This is a genomic window from Variovorax jilinensis (assembly GCF_030316885.1).
Classification (GTDB): Bacteria; Pseudomonadota; Gammaproteobacteria; order Burkholderiales; family Burkholderiaceae_C; genus Variovorax; species Variovorax jilinensis.
The window spans coordinates 42,097-64,997 of sequence record NZ_JASZYQ010000002.1 but is presented as its reverse complement, the minus strand read 5'-3'; the positions used below and the strand labels follow the sequence as shown (position 1 = coordinate 64,997).

The following is a 22,901-nucleotide window of genomic DNA, read 5'->3' as shown; positions in this document are numbered from 1 at the left end:
CTCACCCTAGGACAAGCCCGCTGGCGGCAGGGAGTGCCCCGCTCCGACAATCCGCGCCAAAGGAGATCGAATGCAGACATCAGTGCTTCAGAACTATCCGGCCGGCGTGCCGCACGAAGTCCATCCTGAGCAGTACCGGTCGCTGGGTCAACTGTTCGACGAGTCGTTCAAGCGCTTTGCAGAGCGCCCGTTTTCGGTCTGCATGGAACGCTGGATGTCCTATGGCGAACTCGACACGTTGTCGACCGCGATGGGCGCCTGGCTTCAATCGCTCGGCCTCGAACCCGGTGCGCGCGTAGCAGTGATGTTGCCGAACGTGCCGCAGTTCGCGGTCACGATCTGCGGCGTGCTGCGCGCGGGCTACACCTGCGTCAACGTCAATCCGCTCTACACGGCCCGCGAGCTCGAGCACCAGCTGAAAGACTCCGGCGCCACCGCGATCATCATCCTCGAGAACTTTGCCACGACGCTGGAGCAGGTCATCGACAAGACCGCGATCAAGCACGTGTGCGTGACCTCGATGGGCGACCTGCTCGGCGGCGCCTATGGCGCCTGGATCACGTTCGCGGTGCGGCATCTCGCGAAGATGGTGCCTGCCTACAAGATCGCGCTCTCGGGTGGCCGCACGGTCACGCCATTTGCGAAGGCGATCGACGCCGGCCGTGGCCGCAAGCTGGCAGCCGATCCGAGCACGCTCGACTCGATCGCCTTCCTGCAATACACGGGCGGCACCACGGGCCTGTCGAAGGGCGCAGTGCTCACCCATCGCAACATCGTCGCCGCCACGCTGCAGGCCGAAGCCTGGTTCACGCCGGCGCTCGCTCGGGCGGGCGACCTGGCCAAGGTCAACAGCATCGCGGCGCTGCCGCTCTATCACATCTTCGCGCTGACGCTGTGCCTGCTCGCGATACGGCAGGGTTCGCACCTCACGCTGATCCCCAATCCGCGCGACATGGACAAGTTCATCGCGGTGCTGAAGAAGCGGCCCTTCCACATGCTGCCGGCGGTGAACACGCTCTTCAACGGGCTGCTGTCGCATCCCGAATTCAAGACCCTCGATTTCTCGAGCCTGTTCGTCTCGCAGGCAGGCGGCATGGCCGCCTCCGAGGGCACGGCGCGCAAGTGGTTCGAGGTCACGCGCTGCCCGATGATCGAAGGCTGGGGCATGAGCGAGACCTGCGCGATCGGCACCAACAACCCGGTGTCGAACACGAAGTACACCGGCAACATCGGCCTGCCCCTGCCCGGCATCGAGATCGCGATCAAGGACGACGAGGGCCGTACGCTGCCCGCGGGCGAGGCTGGCGAACTCTGCATCAAGGGCCCGAACGTGATGGTCGGCTACTACAACCAGCCCGCCGAAACCGCTGCGGCCTTCACCGCGGACGGCTTCATGCGCACCGGCGACGTCGCCATCATGCAGGAGGACGGCTACAGCCGGATCGTCGACCGCAAGAAGGACATGATCATCGTGAGCGGGTTCAACGTCTATCCGAACGAACTCGAGAACGTCATCTCGCTGTGCCCCGGCGTGCTCGAATGCGCCGCGATCGGCTTTCCGGACGAGAAGCAGGGCGAGGCGATCCGCGTGTTCGTGGTTCGCAACGATCCCGCGCTCACCGAAGAGGCCGTGCTGCGCTATTGCCACGACCAGCTGACGGGCTACAAGCGACCGAAGCAGATCGAGTTCCGCGACGCGCTGCCCAAGACCAACGTCGGCAAGATCCTGCGCCGCCAGCTTCGTCCGGACGCAGTGTCTTGAAGACGACGGCCGAAGGCCTGCCGGCGGAACTCGAGGTCATCGAGCGCGGCTGGCTGTCGGCCAACAACATCGTCTTCAGGGGCCGCGACCAGACGGCGGTGGTCGACACCGGCTATGTGACGCACGCCGCGCAGACGGTCGCACTCATCGAGTTGGCGCTCGCTGGAAGGCCGCTCGACCTCGTGCTCAACACCCATCTGCACAGCGACCATTGCGGCGGCAACGCCGCCCTGCGCCGCCGCTATCCCGACGCGCGCACGCTGATTCCGCCAGGCGAATCTGCAGCCGTGCGTGATTGGGACTCGGCCGCCCTCAGCTTCGACGCCACGGGAGAACTGTGCGAGCGCTTCGGCTTCGACGGTCTGCTCGAGCCGGGACGCGAGATCGTCCTCGGTGACCGACCCTGGCAGATCCATGCCGCCCGAGGCCACGATCCTCATTCGATCGTGCTGTTCGAGCCACGATCGAAAACCTTATTGTCGGCCGATGCCCTTTGGGAGAACGGATTCGGGGTCGTCTTTCCCGAGTTGCACGGCGGGGACGCCTTCGACGAGGTTGCGGCGACCCTGGACATGATCGAGCAGCTGGCGCCATTGCACGTGGTGCCGGGCCACGGTGGCATCTTCCACGACTGCGCGGGTGCGCTAGTCAAGGCCCGGCGACGCCTGCAAGGCTTCCAGCAGGACCCGCTCAAGCATGCGCGGCATGGCTTCAAGGTGCTGCTGAAGTTCAAGCTGATGGAGTTGCAGACCTGGCCGCTCGAAGACCTGTTGGAATGGGTGAGGAAGACACCTTACGCCGGGCAGATCCAGCGCAGATTCTTTGCCGCCTCGACACTTGAGGAACTGTCGAAGGAAATCATCGCGGAGCTGGCCGCTGTCGGAGCCGCGAAGGTCGACGGCGCGAAGATCTTGAACAGCTGAGGCGCCTCAATTCCGCGCTCGACGGGCACCTCATTGCGCTATTGCCGATTCATTTCCCCAAAGCAAAGCGCCCAGCCTTTTGAGGGGCTGGGCGATTTGGGCTGTAAGAGCCTGACGATGACCTACTTTCACACGGGAACCCGCACTATCATCGGCGCTGAGGCGTTTCACTGTCCTGTTCGGGATGGGAAGGAGTGGGACCACCTCGCTATGGTCATCAGGCATAAAGGGTTGTCACCTTGACTGAGTCAAGGCAACGAATTCATAGAGTCTGGAATTAGCTTTTATGTTTTGAATGCGTCAACTTGGCATAACACCTTGATCGTAGATCAAAGTTATAGGGTCAAGCCGCACGAGCAATTAGTATCAGTTAGCTTAACGCATTACTGCGCTTCCACACCTGACCTATCAACGTCCTGGTCTTGAACGACTCTTTAGGGGGCTCAAGGCCCCGGCAGATCTCATCTTGAAACGAGTTTCCCGCTTAGATGCTTTCAGCGGTTATCTCTTCCACACTTAGCTACTCGGCAATGCCACTGGCGTGACAACCGATACACCAGAGGTGTGTCCACTCCGGTCCTCTCGTACTAGGAGCAGGCTTCCTCAAATCTGCAGCGCCCACGGAAGATAGGGACCAAACTGTCTCACGACGTTTTAAACCCAGCTCACGTACCTCTTTAAATGGCGAACAGCCATACCCTTGGGACCGGCTACAGCCCCAGGATGAGATGAGCCGACATCGAGGTGCCAAACACCGCCGTCGATATGAACTCTTGGGCGGTATCAGCCTGTTATCCCCAGAGTACCTTTTATCCGTTGAGCGATGGCCCTTCCATACAGAACCACCGGATCACTATGTCCTGCTTTCGCATCTGCTCGACTTGTCAGTCTCGCAGTTAAGCACGCTTATGCCATTGCACTATCGTCACGATGTCCGACCGTAACTAGCGTACCTTCGAACTCCTCCGTTACGCTTTGGGAGGAGACCGCCCCAGTCAAACTGCCTACCATGCACTGTCCCCGATCCAGATAATGGACCTAGGTTAGAACCTCAAACACACCAGGGTGGTATTTCAACGTTGGCTCCACAAGATCTAGCGACCCTGCTTCAAAGCCTCCCACCTATCCTACACAGATCTGTTCAAAGTCCAATACAAAGCTACAGTAAAGGTTCATGGGGTCTTTCCGTCTTTCCGCGGGGAGATTGCATCATCACAAACATTTCAACTTCGCTGAGTCTCAGGAGGAGACAGTGTGGCCATCGTTACGCCATTCGTGCAGGTCGGAACTTACCCGACAAGGAATTTCGCTACCTTAGGACCGTTATAGTTACGGCCGCCGTTTACTGGGACTTCAATCAAGAGCTTGCACCCCATCATTTAATCTTCCAGCACCGGGCAGGCGTCACACCCTATACGTCCACTTTCGTGTTTGCAGAGTGCTGTGTTTTTAATAAACAGTCGCAGCCACCGATTTTTTGCAACCCATTCATGCTCCGTTGTTCACTTCACACTAATAGGGCACACCTTCTTCCGAAGTTACGGTGTCAATTTGCCGAGTTCCTTCTCCTGAGTTCTCTCAAGCGCCTTAGAATACTCATCTCGCGCACCAGTGTCGGTTTGCGGTACGGTCGTGTGTAGCTGAAGCTTAGTGGCTTTTCCTGGAACCTCGTTCAGTCACTTCGCGAGCAAGCTCGCTCGATCATGGGCCTCGGTATATGTACGCCGGATTTGCCTAACGTACGCCTACTTCCCACTAAACCGGGATATCCAACACCCGGATGACCTATTAAGATCCGTCCCCACATCGCACTACACATCGGTACAGGAATATTGACCTGTTTCCCATCAGCTACGCATCTCTGCCTCGCCTTAGGGGCCGACTCACTCTACGCCGATGAACGTTGCGTAGAAAACCTTGCGCTTACGGCGAGGGGGCTTTTCACCCCCTTTAACGCTACTCATGTCAGCATTCGCACTTCTGATACCTCCAGCACGCTTTACAACGCACCTTCACAGGCTTACAGAACGCTCTCCTACCACTTGCAATAAATTGCAAATCCGCAGCTTCGGTAACTGGCTTAGCCCCGTTACATCTTCCGCGCAGGACGACTCGATCAGTGAGCTATTACGCTTTCTTTAAATGATGGCTGCTTCTAAGCCAACATCCTGACTGTTTTAGCCTTCCCACTTCGTTTCCCACTTAGCCAATTTTAGGGACCTTAGCTGGCGGTCTGGGTTGTTTCCCTCTTGAGTCCGGACGTTAGCACCCGGTGCTCTGTCTCCCAAGCTGTACTCGTCGGTATTCGGAGTTTGCCTTGGTTTGGTAAGTCGCCATGACCCCCTAGCCAAAACAGTGCTCTACCCCCGACGGTAATACTTGAGGCACTACCTAAATAGTTTTCGGAGAGAACCAGCTATTTCCAAGTTTGTTTAGCCTTTCACCCCTATCCACAGCTCATCCGCTAGTTTTGCAACACTAGTCGGTTCGGACCTCCAGTACCTGTTACGGCACCTTCATCCTGGCCATGGATAGATCACTTGGTTTCGGGTCTACACCCAGCGACTGATCGCCCTATTCGGACTCGATTTCTCTACGGCTTCCCTATTCGGTTAACCTTGCCACTGAATGTAAGTCGCTGACCCATTATACAAAAGGTACGCAGTCACCCCTTACGAGGCTCCTACTTTTTGTAAGCACGCGGTTTCAGGATCTATTTCACTCCCCTCCCGGGGTTCTTTTCGCCTTTCCCTCACGGTACTAGTTCACTATCGGTCGATGATGAGTATTTAGCCTTGGAGGATGGTCCCCCCATATTCAGACAGGATTTCTCGTGTCCCGCCCTACTTTTCGTTAGCTCAGTACCACACAGGTCTTTTCACGTACGGGGCTGTCACCCACTATGGCCAGTCTTTCCAAACTGTTCCGTTAAGTCTTGTGCTATCACTAACAGGCTCTTCCGATTTCGCTCGCCACTACTTTCGGAATCTCGGTTGATGTCTTTTCCTCGAGCTACTGAGATGTTTCAGTTCACCCGGTTCGCCTCGCATGCCTATGTATTCAGCATGCGATACCTTTGCAGGTGGGTTTCCCCATTCGGATATCTCCGGATCAAAGCTAATTTGCCAGCTCCCCGAAGCTTTTCGCAGGCTATCACGTCCTTCGTCGCCTATCATCGCCAAGGCATCCACCACGTGCTCTTATTCACTTGACCCTATAACTTTGACGTTTCCTCACGGAAACCAAAATCAATCAAGGAATTGACAGGTCTCTCACCTGTCGCGTTATGCCGTTCTTCATACTTTCAAGTTTCCTCGAAATTGAAGTTCATATTTGACGCAATCAAAAATTCATGTCGCTGATGGCACGGTCCGCACTAAACCTTTACGAATGTGCGGTTTCCACCAGCGACGCTAATTCGACTCTATGAATTTTTAAAGAACAGCCGATTGATCGAGAGATCTCGATCAACAACAAAGATGCCTCTTGCAAAGCAGCTTTGGTGTTGATTTTCTACTTGTTTTTCGTTGTACGGATTGGTGGAGGATGACGGGATCGAACCGACGACCCCCTGCTTGCAAAGCAGGTGCTCTCCCAGCTGAGCTAATCCCCCGGGTCCTCACATCCGGCACCGAGACGGCACCATGACCATTGGAAGAATTTGGTGGGTCTAGTTGGGCTCGAACCAACGACCCCCGCCTTATCAAGACGGTGCTCTAACCAGCTGAGCTACAGACCCATGTCGATCACTCGACTTCATCCAACAACCGATAAGTGTGGGCGTTCAGCTTGAACAGCTTTATTTCCAGAAAGGAGGTGATCCAGCCGCACCTTCCGATACGGCTACCTTGTTACGACTTCACCCCAGTCACGAACCCTGCCGTGGTAATCGCCCTCCTTGCGGTTAAGCTAACTACTTCTGGCAGAACCCGCTCCCATGGTGTGACGGGCGGTGTGTACAAGACCCGGGAACGTATTCACCGTGACATTCTGATCCACGATTACTAGCGATTCCGACTTCACGCAGTCGAGTTGCAGACTGCGATCCGGACTACGACTGGTTTTATGGGATTAGCTCCCCCTCGCGGGTTGGCAACCCTTTGTACCAGCCATTGTATGACGTGTGTAGCCCCACCTATAAGGGCCATGAGGACTTGACGTCATCCCCACCTTCCTCCGGTTTGTCACCGGCAGTCTCACTAGAGTGCCCAACTAAATGTAGCAACTAATGACAAGGGTTGCGCTCGTTGCGGGACTTAACCCAACATCTCACGACACGAGCTGACGACAGCCATGCAGCACCTGTGTTACGGTTCTCTTTCGAGCACTAAGCCATCTCTGGCAAATTCCGTACATGTCAAAGGTGGGTAAGGTTTTTCGCGTTGCATCGAATTAAACCACATCATCCACCGCTTGTGCGGGTCCCCGTCAATTCCTTTGAGTTTCAACCTTGCGGCCGTACTCCCCAGGCGGTCAACTTCACGCGTTAGCTTCGTTACTGAGTCAGTGAAGACCCAACAACCAGTTGACATCGTTTAGGGCGTGGACTACCAGGGTATCTAATCCTGTTTGCTCCCCACGCTTTCGTGCATGAGCGTCAGTACAGGTCCAGGGGATTGCCTTCGCCATCGGTGTTCCTCCGCATATCTACGCATTTCACTGCTACACGCGGAATTCCATCCCCCTCTACCGTACTCTAGCTATGCAGTCACAGATGCAGTTCCCAGGTTGAGCCCGGGGATTTCACAACTGTCTTACATAACCGCCTGCGCACGCTTTACGCCCAGTAATTCCGATTAACGCTTGCACCCTACGTATTACCGCGGCTGCTGGCACGTAGTTAGCCGGTGCTTATTCTTACGGTACCGTCATGAGCTCTCTTTATTAGAAAGAACCTTTTCGTTCCGTACAAAAGCAGTTTACAACCCGAAGGCCTTCATCCTGCACGCGGCATGGCTGGATCAGGCTTGCGCCCATTGTCCAAAATTCCCCACTGCTGCCTCCCGTAGGAGTCTGGGCCGTGTCTCAGTCCCAGTGTGGCTGGTCGTCCTCTCAGACCAGCTACAGATCGAAGGCTTGGTGAGCCTTTACCTCACCAACTACCTAATCTGCCATCGGCCGCTCCATTCGCGCAAGGTCTTGCGATCCCCTGCTTTCATCCGTAGATCTTATGCGGTATTAGCACAGCTTTCGCTGCGTTATCCCCCACGATTGGGCACGTTCCGATGTATTACTCACCCGTTCGCCACTCGCCGCCAGGATTGCTCCCGCGCTGCCGTTCGACTTGCATGTGTAAGGCATGCCGCCAGCGTTCAATCTGAGCCAGGATCAAACTCTATAGTTCGATCTTGATTTTGCGTCTGACCTCGCGGTCAAACAAAACTCATAAAAAAAGAAATTGAAGTGAACTTCACTTCTATTCTCATGAGCGTTTAAAGTCTTGAAGACTTTGTTCCGAAGAACTTAGCCATTCGCCTCAAACGCCCACGCTTATCGGCTGTATATTTTTAAGGATCCTCGCAAAAACATCTGACTGTTTTTGCCGACTCGCTGTGATCAGCGAAGCCTTCGATTCTAGCACGGTTTTAATAGAACCGGCAAACTATTTTTTCTTCCTTCGCCGAACTCACCAGACAAACCAGCGAATCCCACAAAGCCACCCTCTTCGATTCCCACTCGACCCCTCCAGGCAAAACCCTTCAGAACCGTTGCAGTCACCGCGCTGAGCGGAGCCTTCGATTATGACACAGATTTTTTGATCTCGTCAACCTCAAGAGGCTTTTTTCTTCCGCTCCACCGAACCCGCAATCAACAACCCCAGAGAGGCCTCGATCACTGCTTCGCTGCAGCTGAGCCGTCGATTATGACCTGTTTTTTACGACCTGGTCAACCATCTTTCGGCTTCGACTGGGTTCGACCTTGTCGACCCCAGCCTCTCGACTCATTTCTCCGAAGTTGCCTTCGCGTCATCAGCCGAGCCCACGAGTATATGCCATTTTGAAGCCGCCTCCGGCGCTTCGCTCCGATAATCGAGGCACATGGCACTCATCACACTTCTCGACGCGCAACTCGCGTTCGGTCACGTCCCGCTGCTCGATCATGCGGACTTCTCTCTCATCGAATCGGAACGCATCGGGCTCATCGGTCGCAACGGTGCCGGCAAGTCCTCGATGCTCAAGATATTGGCGGGCTTCGAGAAGCCGGACGACGGCACGCTCCAGATCCAGCAGGGTGTGCGCGTCACTTATGTAGCGCAAGAGCCCGTGCTCGACATGGATGCGGATGTCTTTACCGCGGCCAGCGCGGGCCTCGGCGAGGTGATAGCGATCCGCGACCAGTACCTCTCGGGCGCGGCGGGGCTCGACCTCGACGCGCTGCAGTCCCAGATCGAGGCCTACGACGCCTGGAACTGGGAGCAGCGGGTGGAGGAGACCTTGCACCGCCTGCACCTGGACGGCTCGGCCCTCATCGGCTCGCTCTCGGGCGGCACGCGCAAGCGGGTGGCGCTGGCGCAGGCGCTGGTGGCCGCTCCCGACGTGCTGCTGCTCGACGAGCCGACCAATCACCTGGACCTCGACTCGATCGAGTGGCTCGAACAGCTGCTGATCGATTTCAAAGGCAGCGTCGTGACCATCACCCACGACCGAAGCTTCCTGAACCGCGTCGCGACGCGCATCGTCGAGCTCGACCGCGGCAAGCTCAGCTCGTATCCCGGCAACTTCGAGCAGTACGTGCTGCAGAAGGAAGAGCAGCTGGCCCAGGAGGCGGTGATCAATGCCAAGGCCGACAAGCTGCTGGCACAGGAAGAGATCTGGATCCGCAAGGGCGTCGAGGCGCGCCGCACGCGCAGCCAGAGTCGCATCGGCCGGCTGCAGGAGATGCGCGCGAATCGTGCGGCGCGACGCGACGTGCAGGGCAGCGTGAACATGGACGTGGCGCAGGGCCAGGCCAGCGGCAAGATCGTGGCCGAGCTGACCGAGGCATCGAAGTCCTTCGGCGACAAGACCGTGATTCGAGGCTTCACCGGCACGATCCTGCGCGGCGACAAGGTCGGCCTGATCGGGCCCAACGGTGCCGGCAAGACCACGCTCCTCAAGCTGATCCTCGGCGAACTCGAGCCCGATGGCGGCAAGATCCGTCGCGGCGCTAACCTGCAGGTGGCGTATTTCGACCAGATGCGCAACGCGCTCAACCTCGATGCCACGCTGGAGGACTTCATCAGTCCGGGCAGCGAATGGATCGAGATCGGCAGCCAGCGCAAGCACGTGAAGAGCTACCTGGCCGACTTCCTCTTCTCGCCCGCGCGCGCTCATTCGCCGGTGCGGTCGCTGAGCGGCGGCGAACGCAACCGGCTGCTGCTGGCACGCCTGTTCGCGCGGCCGGCCAACGTGCTGGTGCTCGACGAGCCGACCAACGATCTCGACATCGACACGCTGGAGCTGCTCGAGGACCTGCTGCAGAACTACGACGGCACGGTGTTCCTCGTGAGCCATGACCGGACCTTCCTCGACAACGTCGTGACCAGCACCATTGCCTACGAGGGCGAGGGCCGCTGGCGCGAGTACGAAGGCAGCGTGCAGGACTGGCTGATCCAGTCGAAGCGCTCGCGCGAGATCGCGCTGCAGCGCGCGGCCGCCGCGCCGCCCGCACCGGCTCCGGCGCCCGCGCCTGTGGCTCCCGCGCCCACCGAGGCCAACGCCTCGCGCGCCGCGCCGCGCAAGAAGCTCAGCTACAAGGAACAGCGCGAGCTCGAAACCCTGCCGGCGCAGATCGCCGAACTCGAGGAAGAGCAGCAGCGCATCAGCGATGTGCTCGCCCTCGATGGCGGCGCCATCTATGCGACCGATGCGTCGCGCGCTGCCGAACTCGGCGAGCGACACGCCCGCATCGACGACGAACTGCTGGCCGCGCTGGAGCGACAGGAAGAACTGGGCGCGGCGCGCACCGCGTAGGGTCCTTGTCCGACGTGCAGGGGAGGGGCGCCGCGGTATACAGGGCGACCTCTGGCTCTTCCCCTCGCGCATGTCACTGTTTCTCCAGGTCCTGGGCCGCCCGGCCTCGCTGCTGCGCCGCTGCGTCGCGGTCATCGGCATCGCGCTCGGCCTGGGCGCCTGCGCGGAGCTGCCGAAGAACGTCGACCGGCCCGTGTCGAACGCGCTGACGACCAGCGCCGTCTCCGGGACGCCGTTGGCCTCGATCGTGAAGCAGCGACGCGACGCCGCCGCGGGGCGCCACGACAGCGGCTTCCTGCTGCTCGACGGCCCGCCGGCTGCCTACGGAAGTCGGCTCGCCCTGGTCGAAGGCGCGACCCGGACGCTCGACCTCCAGTACTACGCGATCCATGCCGACGCCAGCACCGCCCTCCTGCTGCGCGCCGTGCGCGACGCTGCAGCGCGCGGCGTACGCGTGCGCATCCTGCTCGACGACTTCCACAGCACCGGCCACGACGCCCTCGTGATGGCGATGGCCTTCGTGCCCAACGTCGAGATGCGGATGTTCAATCCGCTCGCTGGCAGCCGCGACTCGACGATGAGCCGGCTGCTCAGTTCGATTGACGATGCCGGGCGCATCCAGCAGCGCATGCACAACAAGCTGTTCATCGCCGACAACGTGCTCGCCGTGACCGGCGGGCGCAACCTCGGCGATGCCTATTTCGGGCGCGACGACAAGGGCAACTTCGTCGATCTCGACGTGCTGGTGGCGGGCCCGCTGGTGCAGGATCTGTCGCGCAGCTTCGACAGCTACTGGAACAACGAGCGCGCGTATCCCGTGCAGTCGCTGGTCTCGCGCAAGGAGCTTGAGGAGATCCGTGCCAAGGCACGCGACGCGGTCGAGGCGGCGCAGAAGAAACAGGAGGAGGCGCAGTCGCCATCTTCCGCGCCGCCCGACGCCGCACCGATGACCGCCGAGCAGCGTGCCCGCACCTGGGACGAGAAGGCGATGGACCTGCGCACCATCGATTTCACCTGGGCGCCCGCCGTGGTGCTGGCGGACAAGCCCGCCAAGATCGCGGCCGATGGCAACGGCGCCAGCCCGCAGGCGGGCAAGGCGCCCGGCCTCACGGTATCGCGGCAGGGCGCCGGTGCTGCGGGCACGGGCGACGGCAACCGTTCGTTGCATGCCGCGGCAGGTGCGGCAGCCGAAGGCGAGGACGTGGTCGAAGGCCTGCTGCAGCTGATCGGCATGGCGCAGCGCGACCTGCTCATCATCTCTCCCTACTTCGTGCCCGGTGATGACATGAAGCAGGCTTTCGCGGCGGCGCGGGCGCGGGGCGTGAAGGTTCGCGTGCTCACCAATTCGCTGGCCTCGAACGACGCACCGGTGGCCCATGTGGGGTACGCGCGCCATCGCGAGGCGCTTCTGGCGATGGGCGTGGAGCTCTACGAGCTGCGCAGCGAGCAGGCGGGGATGGGCAGCGCGTTCGGCGGTTCGGGCCGCAGCATCTCGGGCGAATCGCGCTCGATGCTGCACTCGAAGGCGCTGGTGATGGACGGACGCCTGCTGGTGGTCGGCTCGATGAACCTGGACCTGCGCTCGCAACTGCAGAACACCGAGATCGCGCTGCTGATCCGCAGCGACACCCTCTCGCGCATCGCGGGCGAGAAGATCGAGGAGGCCATGCGTGAAGGCGCATGGCGCGTCGAGCAGCAGGGCAACGGCAGCCTGGTGTGGCGCGCGCCGCAGGGGAGCAAGCTGTCCGACAGCAGCACCGAGCCCGACACCAGCGCCGGCCTGCGGCTGCTGCTGAAGGTCTTCGGACCGCTGGCGCCCGACCGGTTGCTTTGACCGGCTCCCGCGCGCGGGTCTCGCCTCAGATCTTCGCGCGCACCTTCGCGAAGACTTTCCAGAAGGTCGCGTCCTGCGCGGTCGCGAAGTTGATCCGCATCAGCGTGCCGGGTGGCCGCCGAGCGTGGAACAGCGAACCGGGCGCGATCAGGTAGCCCTCGTCGAGCATGCGCTGCGTGAGCGCATCGGTGTCGACGCCGGTGTCGACCCAGCCGAACAGGCCCGCCGGCTCCGAGGCCAGCTTGCAGCCCGAGGCCAGTGCCAGCTTGACGGTGCGTCCGCGCGCGCCGTCGAGCCGCAGGCGGATGCGCTCCGCATGGCGGCGCAACTGGCCCTGGTCGATGCACCAGGCCAGCGCGCGCTCGAAGAGCGAAGGCGTGGTGAGCGTGGCGATCAGCTTGGTCTCGAGCAGGCGACCGACCAGTGCGGGCGAGGCAGCGAGGAAGCCGATGCGCCAGTTGGGCGCCAGGATCTTGGCGAAGCCGCTCACGTAGATGGTGCGCTGCAGCCCGTCGAGCGCGCTCAGGCGCGTCGCATGCTCGGGCGCCAGGTGGCTGTAGGTGTCGTCCTCGACGATGTGGAAGTCGTGCTGATTCGCGAGTTGCAGCACGCGGTGCGCGCTACCGGGCGTGAGGCTGTATCCGGTCGGGTTGTGCAGCACGCTCACGCTCACGAACAATTTCGGCTTGTGGCCATCGCCCGCGCTGCAGTAGCGCGCCATGACGTCGAGGTCGGGTCCGTCGGCGCGGCGCGGTACCGGCAGGATGCGCATGCCGAGCGCTTCGAGCCGCGCGAACTCGAGCGCCCAGCCGGGCTCCTCGACCATCACGGGATCGCCGGGCCGCAGCAGCGTGCGGCTCACGATGTCGAGCGCATGGGTGGCGCCGACCGTGGTCACGATCTGCTCGGGGCCGGCCGGCACGTTGATGCTCGCGAGCTTGGCCGAAAGACTTCGCCGGAGGCCGCCGTACCCGGCCGGCTCGCCGTACTGCAGCGAGAACTCCTGCAAGGCCTTGGTGTTCGTGACGCGGCGCACTGCGGCCGGCATGAAGGTCGACTCGAGCCAGTCGGGCGGAAACACGCCCATGCCGGGCTGCGGCTTGTCGCTCGGGCGATGGAACATGCCGCGGATCAGCGCACTGGCATCGGCCGCGACCGGATGCACCGGTGCCTGCACCGCCACATGCCCGGCGGTGGTCGTCGCGCCGAGACCGGACTGCGGCGAGACCGCATCTCGCACGAAGAAGCCGCGCTGACGTCGTGCCTCCACCAGCCCTTGCGCCAGCAACTGGTCGTAGGCCGCGACCACGGTGTGCGGGCTCACGCCCTGCTGCTTGGCGCATTCGCGCACCGAAGGCAGCCGTGCGCCCGGCGCCAGCAGGCGGTTGCGTATGCGCTCGGAGAAACGCTCGGCGAGTTGCTCGGTCAGCGACTGGGTGGAAGTTCGTGTCAGCATGCGCCAGGAAGACTCTGTGTAGCCCATTTGACCAATACAGATAGGACTCATGTCCGGCCATCTGTATTGGTACTGTAATGGTCATCAGTTTAAAGTGTGTTCCATGAACTGGCAAGAATTCACCGCGTTGCTGGTGCTGGCCACCGCGATGAGTTTCTCGCCCGGCCCCAACACCACGCTGTCGACCGCGCTCGCGGCCAACGGCGGCCTGCCGCGCGCCATGCGCTTCGTCTTCGCGGTGCCGGTCGGCTGGACCCTGCTGCTCGTCCTGTGCGCGGCCGGCATCGGCGCCCTGGTGGTCGCCATGCCCTCGCTGCGCTGGGCCATCAAGGCACTCGGCATCGCCTATCTGCTGTGGCTGGCCTGGAAGCTCAGCGGCAGCGCCTCGATGGCGCAGGCCGACGGCGCACAGCTTCAGGTGGGATTCAAGCAGGGCGTGATGCTGCAGTTCCTCAACATCAAGGCCTGGCTGCTCGCGCTCACCCTCGTCGCGGGATGGATCGCCGGCCAGCCCGATGCGTTGCGGCGTTTCGCGATCGTGGCCCCCGTGATGGTGGTTTACGCCTTCGCCAGCAATTTCGTCTATGCGCTCGCGGGCGCGCTGCTGCGCCACTGGCTCGCCCAGGGCCGCCGGCTGCTGTGGTTCAACCGCCTGATGGCCCTGGTGCTGGTGCTCACCGCCTGGTGGATGGTCAAGGTATGAAGCTGCGCGACGAAACCCTGGGCATGTGGCTCGGCGTACTCGGCGTCGTGATCTTCGCGATCACGCTGCCGGCCACGCGGCTGGCCACCGGCACGCAGGCGGCGCCACAGCTTTCGCCGTGGTTCGTGACGCTCGGACGGGCCGCCCTCGCAGGCGTGCTGTCGGTGGGCTTCCTGCTGGCGACGCGTTCGCCGCTGCCGCGCCGGCCCCAATGGCGGCCGCTCGGCATGGCGGTGCTCGGGAATGCGATCGGCTACCCGCTGCTGCTGGGCTATGCGCTGCGCGTGGTCAGCGCGAGCCATGCGGCGGTGATCACTGCGCTGCTGCCTCTGGTGACCGCCGCCTGCGCGGCCTGGGTCCTGCATCAGCGCGCGCGGCTCGGTTTCTGGCTCTGCGCGCTCGCGGGCAGTGCGCTGGTGATCGTGTTCTCTCTGCTGCGCGCCGGCAGCCATGGCGGCGGCTTCGGCTTCGAATGGGCCGACCTGCTGCTGGTCGGCGCGGTCTTCGCCGCCTCGCTGGGCTACATCTACGGCGCCCAGGTGACGCCCGCACTGGGCGCGGAGCGGGTGATCTGCTGGGTCTGCGTCATGGCGCTGCCGCTCACGCTACCGGGCACGCTCTGGCTCTGGCCGCAGCAGCCGGTCGACACGTCGGCCTGGTTCGGCTTCGTCTACGTCGGCGTGTTCTCGATGTGGATCGGGTTCTTCGCCTGGTACCGCGGCCTCGCATTGGGCGGTGCGCTGCGGGTGAGCCAGACGCAGCTGCTGCAACCCTTTCTCTCGATCCTGGCGGCCGTGCCGCTGCTCGGCGAACCGCTCGACGTGGTCACGCTCGGCTTTGCGGCCGCCGTGGTGGCCACGGTGCTGGCAGGCAAGAAGCTGTCCCAGCCACGCATCCCCGCCACCATCGCGGCCGTCTCTCGCTGAAAATCGCCTATTCCCCAAGGAGCACAACAATGAACTGGAAACTCGCTGCCCGCGCCGAAAAGATGAATCCCTCGGCGATCCGTGAAATCCTCAAGGTCACCGAACGTCCCGACATCATCAGCCTGGCCGGCGGCCTGCCCTCGCCCAAGACCTTCCCGATCGCCGCCTTTGCCGAGGCCTGCGCCGAGGTGTTGCGCAAGGACGGCCAGGGTGCGCTGCAGTACGCAGCCAGCGAAGGCTATGCGCCGCTGCGTGAAGCGGTCGCCGCGATGCTGCCGTGGCAGGTCGATCCGGACCAGGTGCTGATCACCACCGGATCGCAGCAGGGGCTGGACCTGGTCGCCAAGGTGCTGCTCGACCCGGGCAGCAAGGTGCTGGTCGAGACGCCGACCTACCTGGGCGCGCTGCAGGCCTTCTCGCCGATGGAGCCCGAGCCCGTGAGCGTCGCGAGCGACGAGGGCGGCGTGCTGGTGGACGACCTGATCGCCAAGGCCAGCGATGCACGCTTCATCTACCTGCTGCCCAACTTCCAGAACCCGACCGGCCGCACGATGGACGAGGCGCGCCGCGCCGCGGTCTCGGCCGCAGCCGCCAAGGCCGGCCTGCCGATCGTCGAGGACAACCCCTACGGCGAGCTGTGGTTCGACGAAGCACCGCCGCTGCCGCTGACCGCACGCAATCCCGAGGGCTGCATCTACCTGGGCTCGTTCTCGAAGGTGCTGGCGCCGGGCCTGCGGCTGGGCTTCCTGGTGGCGCCCAAGGCGATCTTCCCGAAGCTGCTGCAGGCCAAGCAGGCCGCCGACCTTCACACGCCCAGCTTCAACCAGCGCATGGTGTCGGAGGTCATGAAGGACGGCTTCCTCGAGCGCCACGTGCCGACCATCCGCGCGCTCTACAAGCGCCAGCGCGACGCGATGCATGCCGCGCTCGGCCGCGAGATGAAGGGCCTCGGCGTCGAGTTCAACAAGCCGGTCGGCGGCATGTTCCTGTGGCTGCGCCTGCCGGCCGGGATGGATGCCACCGCGCTGCTGCCGAAGGCAGTGGAACGCGGCGTGGCCTTCGTGCCGGGCATTCCGTTCTATGCGGGCGTGGGCGATCCGCGCACGCTGCGGCTGTCCTTCGTGACCGCGAGCGTGGACGAGATCGACACCGCGATCGCGGCGCTGGCCGAGGCGGTCCGCGAGCAACTCGCCCACAACGCGGCCGCCGAGGTGCAGCGCCAGCTGGCCGCCAGCACCACCTGAGGCAGGTTCGAGCGCCATGATCGCCGGCAGCACCCTCGCGCTGTTCCTGCTCGCCGTGCTGGCGCTGTTCCTCGCGCCCGGGCCGAACATGGCGTTCGTGGTCTCGCACGCGATCGCGAGCGGTCCGCGGGCCGGGCTTGCGGCCGCGCTCGGCATTGCGGCGGCCGACCTGGTCCACACGCTGTGCGCGGCCACGGGCATCACGGCGCTGGTGGCCGCCTGGCCGCCGGCCTTCGACCTGCTGCGCTGGGCCGGCGCGCTCTACCTCGTCGGGCTCGCGTGGCAGGCATGGCGCCTCAGCGGCACGAGCTCATTCGATGCGGCCGGCGCATCGAGCTTCGCGCGTGTCGTTCGCATGGCCTGGCTCAACAACCTCGTGAACCCGAAGGCGCTGCTGTTCTTCATGGTCTTCCTGCCGCAGTTCGTCGATCCCGCGCGCGGCAGCGTGCCGCTGCAACTGGTGCAGCTCGGCGTCGTGCTGTCGGCGGCTGCGCTGGCCTTCAACACGCTGCTCGGCGCCTGCAGCGGACAGGTCGGACGCTGGCTGCAGGGCCGCCCGGGCGCCGCCAGGCTCCAGAGCCGGCTGCTCGCCGCCGTGATGCTGGGGCTGGCCGTGCGCCTGCTCCTGCTCGACCGGCCCGCGCCACGCTGAAGGCGCAGGAAGGCATCGTGCAGCTCCTGAATATCGCAGCGCCCGGCAACATGGCGATGCCACGCATGCCGGCCTGAGTCATCGAAAGACAAGAAGGAAATTCATCCATGCTCAACATCTGGGGTCGCATCAGTTCGATCAACGTCCGCAAGGTGGTGTGGTGCGCGCAGGAACTCGGCCTCGACTTCCAGCGCACCGAGGCCGGCGGCAAGTTCGGCGTCGTGCAGACGCCCGAATACCTGGCGCTCAATCCGAATGCCATGGTGCCGGTCATCGACGACGGCGAAGGCGACGACCGCGTGGTGCTCTGGGAATCGAACGTCATCGTGCGCTACCTGTGCGCCCGGCATGCACCGGGCACGCTCTATCCCGAGCCGCTCGCGGCTCGCTTCGACGCCGAGCGCTGGATGGACTGGCAGCAGACCACGCTGAACCCCGTCAGCGGCGGCGCCTTCCGCCAATGGGTTCGCACACCGGCCGCGCAGCGCCAGCCCGAGCTGATCGCCTACTCGGTGCAGTCGACCGAACCGCTGTTCGCTCTGCTCGACGCCCACCTGGCCAGCCGCCAGTTCATGCTCGGCGACCAGTTCACCATGGCCGACATTCCACTCGGCTGCGAGGCCCATCGCTGGTTCGGCCTGCCGCAGACCGAATACACACGGCCCGCGTGGCCCCACGTCGAGCGCTGGTTCGCCGATCTGCGCGCGCGCGCAGGGGCTCGCGGCGTGCTCGACCTCGCCCTCGAATGACAACGATGATCCAACGCCCCTTCAAGCAGGTCGACGTGTTCACGTCGACCCCCTATCTCGGCAACCCGCTCGCGGTGGTGCTCGACGGCGACGGCATCGACAGCGCCGCCATGCAGCGCTTCGCCTGCTGGACCAATCTTTCGGAAACCACCTTCCTGCTGCCGCCGACCGAGCCCTCGGCCGACTATTGCGTGCGCATCTTCACGCCGGGCGGCGAGCTGCCGTTCGCGGGCCATCCGACGCTCGGCAGCTGCCACGCCTGGCTGCAGGCCGGCGGCAAGCCGAAGGCGGCCGGACGCATCGTTCAGCAGAGCGCCGTGGGACTGGTGGCGATCCGACGCGAGGGCGAGCGCCTGGCCTTCGCCGCGCCGCCGGTGCGCCGCATCGCGCCGAGCCCGACGCTGCTGGCCAAGGTCGCGGCGGCGCTGGGCCTGCGGGCACAGCAGATCGTCGCCGCCCAGTTGCTCGACAACGGGCCTTCGTGGCTGGGCCTTCTGCTCAACGATGCCGATGTCGTGCTGACGCTCAAGCCCGACCACCGCGCGCTGCGCGAGCTCGGCCAGAAGGTCGGTGTCGCAGGGCTTCCGTCTTCCGATGGCTCGCCGCAGCTGATCGCACGCTCGAACCGCGAGGCCCGCGCCTTCGCCCGGGCCGGCGAGCCGGCGGCCGACATCGAGGTGCGCGCCTTCGCGGCGCCGATCGGCGTCGAGGAAGACCCGGTCACAGGCAGCTTCAACGCCAGCCTTGCCCAATGGCTGATCGCCGACGGCCACCTGCCCGAGCGCTACGTGGCAGCACAAGGGCAGACCCTGGGCCGCGCGGGACGCGTGCACATCTCGCGCGATGCCGAAGGCCAGGTCTGGGTCGGTGGCGATTCCGTGACTTGCGTCACCGGGAGCGTGACTCTCTGAGCGGTGACGCTGCAAGGCGTCACTACAATCGCGCCGTGCTCGCACCCGAACAGACGACGACCCAGACCACGCGCGTCATCATCGCGGACGATCACCCGATCATCGTGGCGGGCGTCCGGATGCTGCTCGATGGCCAGGTCGGCATCGAAGTGGTGGGCGAGGCCGACTCGCCCGACAACCTCCTGGCCACGCTGCGCGTCACGCCCTGCGACCTGCTGGTCACCGATTTCTCGATGCCCGGCGGCGCCGCTGCCGACGGCCTCACGCTGCTGCAGCGCATCCGGCGCGACCATCCGGCGCTGCCCATCATCGTTCTGACCATGATCGGCAACGCGGGCGTGCACGGCGCGGCGATCGAGGCCGGCGTGCTCGGGCTGGTCGACAAGTCTTCGGGCATGTCCGAGATCCTGCTCGGCATCCTGGCCGTGAGCCAGGGCCGCGAATACCTCAGTCCGAGCTTCAGGCAGGGCCTCCTGCAGAGCCGTTTCGATGCGGACGCAGGCGAGGCGGCACGACTGTCGCCGCGCGAGTACGAGGTGCTGCGCCTGTTCGCCACGGGCCTCACGATGACCGCCATCGCCGCACGCCTGTCGCGCAGCATCAAGACGGTGAGCCGCCAGAAGGCCGATGCGATGCAGAAGCTCGGCCTCCGGAGCGACCTCGACATCTTCGTCTACGCGCGCGCGCAGGCCCTGAACTCCTGAGCTGTTGCTGCGCCCTCAGGCCGCGTCGCCCTGCGCCAGCATGTAGGCATCGGCGCGTGCCAGCACGGCCATCAGTTCCTCGCGCGCGGCCGCGTAGTGCGCAGCGAGGGCCGGTGCCTCGGTCTCGTTCCCTTCATCCTGCGCCATGCGCTCGACCGCCTTGAAGGCGCTCACGGCTGCGGCCTCGTCGAGCTGGAAGCAGGCCGAGCTCAAGCGATGCGCCCACTGACCCAGCTTGTGCCAATCGCGCTTTCCAGCCGCATCGTCCATCGCAGACAGGTCGGCACGCGTGGCCTGCACGAACACGCGCACCAGCATGGCGACCTTTTCGAGACGGCCGCCGCACAGCTGGGTCAGGCTGGCATAGCCGGGCGTGGGCGCGGGCGCGGGCGCGGGAACCGGCCGTTCGACTGCAGCAGGACGCTGCTGCGCCTGCGCCATGAATGCAACCAGCGTTCGCCGCAGGTCGGGCACCTTCAGCGGTTTCGAGAGATAGGCGTCCATGCCGATCGCCAGGCAGCGCTCGGCTTCGCCTTGCAGCGCATTCGCGGTCAGCGCCACGATGGGCATGCGCGGCAGATCGTTCGCGGCCTCGTGCGCACGCAGCCGCATCGTCAGGCCGTAGCCGTCGAGTCTCGGCATCTGGCAGTCGGTCAGCAAAGCAAGGTAGGCATCGGGCCTGGCCATGAGCATCCTCCAGGCTTCCTCGCCATCCACCGCGCAGTCGCACTCGAAGCCGAGCTTCGCCAGCTGCATGGTGACGACCTCCCGGTTCAGCTCGTGGTCCTCGGCGATCAGGATCCGCCGGCCCTCACCGATCGCCAGGCGCCCGGCTGCCGCGTCGCTCGAGGAAGTCGCGGGGCTGTACGCAACGGGCTCGTCTTGAACGCGTGAATCGCCGTTCGGCATCCAGACCTTCAACGGCAGCTTCACCACGAAGCGGCTGCCGACGCCCGGCTCGCTTTCGCAGTGCACACTGCCGCTCATGAGTTCGACCAATTGCTTGACGATCGACAGACCGAGGCCGGTACCGCCGTAGCGCCGGCTGGTCGCGGGTCCGCCTTGCTCGAACGGACGGAACAGCGCCCCGACACCCTCGGCCGTGATGCCCACGCCGCTGTCGCGCACCGCGAGCTCGAACATGTCACCGTCGACCCGACGCGCCGAGACCCAGACGCCGCCGTGGTGCGTGAACTTGACAGCGTTGGCGATCAGGTTGGTCAGCACCTGGCGCAACCGCACGGGGTCGCCGAGGATGAAAGGCGGCAGGCCTTGCTCGATCTCGAATTGCAGGTCGATCGAGCGCGTCGCGATCTCGGGCGTGAAGCTGGCACAGACGTCGTCGATCAGGCCGTGAAGCGACAGCGGCCGGCTCTCGATCTCGAGCTTGCGGGCCTCGATCTTCGAGAAGTCGAGGATGTCGTTGATGATCGTGAGCAGTGCCACCGAGGCCTCGCGGCTGCGAAGCAGCATGGCGCGTTGCTCGGGCGCGAGATCGGTGTCGAGCACCATGTCGATCATGCCGAACACGCCGTTCAGCGGCGTGCGCACCTCGTGGCTCATCATGGCAAGGAATTCGCCGCGGGCCGCGACGGCTGCGCGCGCCTCTTCGGCCTTGGCAATCAGCTGCGACTTGAGTTCTTCCTCGCTGCTGACATCCTTGGAGATGCCGATGAAATGGACCCGCTCGGCTGCGTCCCGTGAGGGATCGGGCTCGAACTTCAGCATGCACTGCACGGCGATCGTGCGCAGGCGCCCGTCGGCGCTACGGACCCGGAACTGGTCGCTGTACGAGCGCAGGCGCTGCCGGAAGGCCTGGCTGAACGTGTCGGTCACGCGCGCCCGGTCTTCCGGATGGACCGCATCGAAGAAGTCGCGATAGCGCACGACGGAACCGGCGTCGACGCCGATGGCGCCGCGAATCTCGGCATCCGGAGTGACGACGGTGTCGAGCAGGTCTTGCGTCGCCGGCGTCTCGCCCTTTCCGGCCTGCGTGACCGAGCGCCATACATCGAGGCCGCCCGTCCTCAAGGCGAGTTCGAGACTGCCCTTGGATTCCTCGAGCTCGGCGAGCGCTCGATCGGCCTTGGCCTTGGCTTCGCGCAAGGCAATCTCGGCCAGTCGGCGCTCGGTGATGTCGCGGTTGACGCCGATCATGACCATGTGCCCGCCCTGCATTCGCGGCGGCGCCGAGTAGGCCTCTGCCCAGCGCACCGCGCCCGAAGCGTCGACGATCCGGAAGTCGTAGGAGGCAGTCGTGTTCTCCTCGCGCGCCTCGGCGAGTCGGCGGCGCATCTCGGCCATGTCGTCCGGATGAAAGCGCTGCAAGGCTGTCTCGAGATCGACTTCGCGCGCGCCCTCGGCCAGGCCGAGAACCTGCCGCGCGCGCTCGTCGACCAGCAGGTGACCGGTGTCGAAGTTCCGCTTCCAGGTTCCCATCTGGGCGGCCTTGAGCGCGGCCCGGAGCTGATCGTGCGCGTCCTCGAGTTCGCGCTGCAGCGCCTTCTGCGCCGTGACGTCGATCGCGACGCCGATCATGCCGCGCAAGCGACCCCAGCGATCGCGCACCGGGCGCTTGCTCGACTGGATGATGTGCACGCCATCCGAGTGCGACATCGTTTCCTCGAACGTCCGGGCTTCGCCCGAGCTCAGCAACGCGTGATCCTGCGAGATGAAGCGCTCTCCCCAGAACGGACCGAACAGTTCCATGTCGGTCTTGCCGACAGCCTCGCCGTGAGCGATCTCGAAGTGGCGTTCGAACTCGGCGTTCACCACGCGGTAGCGCAGGCTGCTGTCCTTGAAGAACAGCACGTGCGGTACCGCATCGAGAATGCCGAGCAGCTCGTCGTCACGCTGCTGCAGCATGCGCGAACGCATGAACTGAACGAGCAGCAAGGCGACCATGCAGCCCGTGAGCAGCGTGAGCCAGAGCCAGTGGTACACCATCGGCATCGGTTGGCCGAAGAAGTAGCTCGCGACCACGAGCACGCAGATCAGCACGGTGGTCAGGGCGCTCGAGGTGAACACCCGCGCAGAAGTGTTGCCGAAGATGTGCATGACGTGCTGCCTTCAATATCTGGAGCCG

At 63.7% G+C, this 22,901-nt stretch carries 13 protein-coding genes, 2 tRNA genes and 3 rRNA genes; 11 read left to right on the top strand and 7 right to left on the bottom strand.

Translation table 11 applies throughout. The annotated features are described in order from the left end of the window. Positions 1 to 70: 70 nt before the first annotated feature. Entirely contained in the window at positions 71 to 1,762 is a 1,692-nt protein-coding gene (locus tag QTH87_RS07375; protein ID WP_286608151.1) for an AMP-binding protein, read from the top strand. Beyond that, positions 1,759 to 2,685, top strand: coding sequence for an MBL fold metallo-hydrolase (locus QTH87_RS07370; RefSeq protein ID WP_286608148.1), 927 nt, complete (start codon positions 1,759 to 1,761; stop codon positions 2,683 to 2,685). The genes QTH87_RS07375 and QTH87_RS07370 overlap by 4 nt, the downstream gene beginning before the upstream one ends. A gap of 109 nt (positions 2,686 to 2,794) precedes the next feature. On the opposite strand, the gene rrf is transcribed toward QTH87_RS07370, so the two are convergent. From rrf to QTH87_RS07345, 5 genes are all read right to left on the bottom strand, one after another. Further along, positions 2,795 to 2,907, bottom strand: a 5S ribosomal RNA gene (gene rrf, locus QTH87_RS07365). Positions 2,908 to 3,024: 117 nt separating this feature from the next. Then, positions 3,025 to 5,899 (bottom strand): 23S ribosomal RNA (locus tag QTH87_RS07360). Positions 5,900 to 6,222: 323 nt separating this feature from the next. Then, positions 6,223 to 6,298, bottom strand: a tRNA-Ala gene (locus QTH87_RS07355). Positions 6,299 to 6,347: 49 nt separating this feature from the next. Continuing rightward, a tRNA-Ile gene (locus QTH87_RS07350) sits at positions 6,348 to 6,424 on the bottom strand. Positions 6,425 to 6,494: 70 nt separating this feature from the next. Next, positions 6,495 to 8,029: ribosomal RNA gene (locus QTH87_RS07345) — 16S ribosomal RNA — on the bottom strand. The 16S, 23S and 5S rRNA genes sit together here with 2 tRNA genes alongside, the layout of an rRNA operon. 694 nt (positions 8,030 to 8,723) lie before the next feature. Here QTH87_RS07345 and QTH87_RS07340 point away from each other — a divergent pair. Together QTH87_RS07340 and QTH87_RS07335 are read left to right on the top strand one after the other, a co-directional pair. Beyond that, positions 8,724 to 10,637, top strand: a complete 1,914-nt coding sequence (locus QTH87_RS07340; RefSeq protein WP_286608146.1) for an ATP-binding cassette domain-containing protein — start codon at positions 8,724 to 8,726, stop codon at positions 10,635 to 10,637. Between the two features lie 70 nt (positions 10,638 to 10,707). Next, positions 10,708 to 12,471, top strand: coding sequence for a phospholipase D family protein (locus tag QTH87_RS07335; RefSeq protein WP_286608144.1), 1,764 nt, complete (start codon positions 10,708 to 10,710; stop codon positions 12,469 to 12,471). 25 nt (positions 12,472 to 12,496) lie between these two features. On the opposite strand, the gene QTH87_RS07330 is transcribed toward QTH87_RS07335, so the two are convergent. Further along, positions 12,497 to 13,927 carry an aminotransferase-like domain-containing protein gene (locus QTH87_RS07330; protein WP_286608142.1) on the bottom strand — a complete coding sequence of 477 codons (1,431 nt, stop codon included), beginning with the start codon at positions 13,925 to 13,927 and terminating at the stop codon, positions 12,497 to 12,499. A 103-nt stretch (positions 13,928 to 14,030) separates the two neighbouring features. On the opposite strand from QTH87_RS07330, the gene QTH87_RS07325 reads away from it, so the two are divergent. The 7 genes from QTH87_RS07325 to QTH87_RS07295 all read left to right on the top strand — a co-directional run bounded on the left by QTH87_RS07325 (position 14,031) and on the right by QTH87_RS07295 (position 19,816). Next, the gene (locus QTH87_RS07325) at positions 14,031 to 14,630 is read left to right on the top strand and encodes a LysE family translocator (protein ID WP_286608140.1); all 600 of its coding nucleotides are present in this window, start codon (positions 14,031 to 14,033) and stop codon (positions 14,628 to 14,630) included. Further along, a complete protein-coding gene (locus tag QTH87_RS07320) occupies positions 14,627 to 15,556 on the top strand; it encodes a DMT family transporter (protein WP_286608138.1) in 930 nt (309 codons plus the stop codon). The genes QTH87_RS07325 and QTH87_RS07320 overlap by 4 nt, the downstream gene beginning before the upstream one ends. A 29-nt stretch (positions 15,557 to 15,585) precedes the next feature. Continuing rightward, complete coding sequence (locus tag QTH87_RS07315) at positions 15,586 to 16,800, top strand: aminotransferase-like domain-containing protein (protein ID WP_286608137.1); 1,215 nt, start codon at positions 15,586 to 15,588, stop codon at positions 16,798 to 16,800. Between the two features lie 16 nt (positions 16,801 to 16,816). Beyond that, a complete protein-coding gene (locus QTH87_RS07310) occupies positions 16,817 to 17,452 on the top strand; it encodes a LysE family translocator (RefSeq protein ID WP_286608135.1) in 636 nt (211 codons plus the stop codon). A 107-nt stretch (positions 17,453 to 17,559) separates the two neighbouring features. Then, complete coding sequence (locus tag QTH87_RS07305; protein ID WP_286608133.1) at positions 17,560 to 18,201, top strand: glutathione S-transferase family protein; 642 nt, start codon at positions 17,560 to 17,562, stop codon at positions 18,199 to 18,201. 5 nt (positions 18,202 to 18,206) lie between these two features. Beyond that, entirely contained in the window at positions 18,207 to 19,112 is a 906-nt protein-coding gene (locus QTH87_RS07300) for a PhzF family phenazine biosynthesis protein (RefSeq protein ID WP_286608132.1), read from the top strand. A gap of 35 nt (positions 19,113 to 19,147) precedes the next feature. After that, positions 19,148 to 19,816: a response regulator gene (locus QTH87_RS07295; RefSeq protein WP_286608131.1), complete on the top strand. Its 669-nt coding sequence runs from the start codon at positions 19,148 to 19,150 to the stop codon at positions 19,814 to 19,816. A gap of 15 nt (positions 19,817 to 19,831) precedes the next feature. Here QTH87_RS07295 and QTH87_RS07290 read toward each other — a convergent pair whose 3' ends face one another. Then, on the bottom strand, positions 19,832 to 22,873 hold the full coding sequence (locus tag QTH87_RS07290) for an ATP-binding protein (protein ID WP_286608129.1): 3,042 nt from the start codon (positions 22,871 to 22,873) through the stop codon (positions 19,832 to 19,834). Positions 22,874 to 22,901 lie beyond the last annotated feature (28 nt).